Annotated in this window: 1 protein-coding gene; it reads right to left on the reverse strand. The window is 69.0% G+C overall.

The annotated features are described in order from the left end of the window. Positions 1–109 precede the first annotated feature (109 nt). Positions 110–1948, reverse strand: a complete 1839-nt coding sequence (locus ABT085_RS45875) for an FG-GAP-like repeat-containing protein (RefSeq protein WP_351623088.1) — start codon at positions 1946–1948, stop codon at positions 110–112. Positions 1949–2168: the final 220 nt, after the last annotated feature.

A 2168-nucleotide genomic window follows, 5' to 3' on the forward strand; every position in this document is an offset into this window, starting at 1 on the left:
GGACCCGGGCGGCGGGTCCCGGAGGCTCTCCGGGGGTGTTTCGCGGGATCACTCCCCGACGGCGCCGAGGCGAACGCCGGCGGCCCGTGGTCCGGCTGTCACACTCACGTCAGCTGACGCTGCCCGACCAGTTCTGGACCGGTGCCTGAACCGAGGTGCCGGTGCTGCGGAAGGAGTAGAGAGCGTTGATCCGGCGGCCGTCGGCCGTCTGGCCGAGGTCGTACAGCACGCCGAGGTCGGCCTTCTTGTCACCGTTGTAGTCACCGGACGTCAGCTGGCCGGCGTTCCAGTCGAAGGCCGTCGAGCTGGTCCACACCTTCTGGGGGGCACCGATGCCGCTCGCACTGCTGGTGGCGGTGTAGAGGGACGAGACGGGTACTCCGTCGGCCGACGTGCCGGTGTTGTAGAGGATGCCGATGTCGTCCTTGCCGTCACCGCTGTAGTCGCCCGAGGTCAGCTTGCTGGCGGACCAGCTGAACGAGCCCGTGCTGGTCCACACCTTGGCCGCCGTCATGTCGGTGCCGTCGCTGGTGAAGGTGTAGAGGGACGAGATGGCCTTTCCGTCGGCCGAGGTGCCCCCGTTGTAGAGAACGCCGACATCGTCCTTGCCGTCACCGTTGAAGTCGCCCGAGGTGACCTTGCTGGAGCCCCAGGTGAACCCGCCCGTGGTGGTCCACGCCTTGCGGACCGTCATGCTGTCGCCGCTGCTGGTGAAGGTGTAGACCGACGAGATGTTCCCGGTGGAGGAGGACCCGCCGTTGTAGAAGACGCCGATGTCGTCCTTGCCGTCACCGTTGTAGTCGCCCGAGGTGACCTTGCTGGAGCCCCAGGTGAACCCGCCCGTGGTGGTCCACACCTTCTTGGGCGCGTTGAAACCGGTGCCGTTGCTGGTGAAGGTGTAGACGGACGAGATGTTCCCGGTGGAGGAGGACCCGCCGTCGTAGAAGACGCCGATGTCGTCCTTGCCGTCACCGTTGTAGTCACCCGAGGTCAGCTTGCTGATGGACCAGGTGAACCCGCCCGGCGTGCTCCACGCCAGCCTGGGCGCGTTGAAGCCGGTGCCGTTGCTGAGGAAGGTGTAGATCGACGCCCGGCTCTTGCCCTCGGGTGAGATTCCGTTGTCGAAGAAGACGGCCACGTCCTGCTTGCCGTCGCCGTTGAAGTCGCCCGAGGTCGTCTGGGACGCCTGGGGAACCGCGCGGACCTGCTGGATCCAGGTGTTGATGTCGTCGAGACGGGTCTCGACGGCACCCGTGCGGGTCTCGGCCGGATCCTGGCCGAAGCAGCCCCCCTGCCAGGACCTGCTGTTGATGGCGACGAGCTCGACCTTGCCGCCGCTCTCGCGCAGGGCCGGCCCACCGGTGTCGCCCTTGCAGACAGCGGCGTCCCCGGCCGCGGCGAGGTCGAGGGTGCCCTCGCCCACGGCGCCGACGCTGAACGCGCCGGTGTGCAGGGCGAGAGGGGCCCACTCGTCCTTGGTGCGGCCGAAACCGGCGACGCGCAGCTGCTCTCCGGCGCTCGGTGCGGTGGTGGTGACGGCCACGGGGGCGACCGCGGTGACGGGCTCCGCGAGCTTGGCCATCACCAGGTCACGGTCGGTGCGCGGGACCAGTTCGGTGACCTCCACGACCTGACCTGCGGTGGTGGACAGGTCGGGACGGCCGATGGTGGCGAAGGTCTGGATCGCCGGCGGTCCGGGCGGGACCGTCAGGCCGGCGGCCGGGTCGTCCACGAAGCAGGAGGCGGCGGTGACGATCCAGTTCGGATCCACCAGGGCGCCGGAGCAGGCGCGCTCGTGGCCGATGTCGAGACGGACGGAGAAGGCGTAAGCAGTTCCGGTGTCGGGCGTGCCGGTGACGGCGCGGGCGGGCAGGGCTGCCGCCGCGAGGGGCACGGCGATCAGGGCCGCGGCAAGGGCGGCGAGACGCGTGGGTCTGGTGAGATGCATGACGTGTTTCCTTGGGCGAGGCGTAAGGGGTCGGCAGTCGCCGCGGAGCGCGGCTGACAGAGATCGGCCGTCGCGCCTGCAGGGCAGGCGACGGACCGGGAAAGAACCCGGCGGCGCTACTTGGTGGTCCTGATCTCCATGAGCATGAACTCGCGCCCCTGCTCGTCCGCGCTCTCGCCCACGGGCGTCCAGGTGTTCTTGGTGATGTCGAAGGACTTCT

Origin of the sequence: Streptomyces sp. NPDC002265 (genome assembly GCF_040296125.1) — a bacterium.
Classification (GTDB): Bacteria; Actinomycetota; Actinomycetes; order Streptomycetales; family Streptomycetaceae; genus Streptomyces.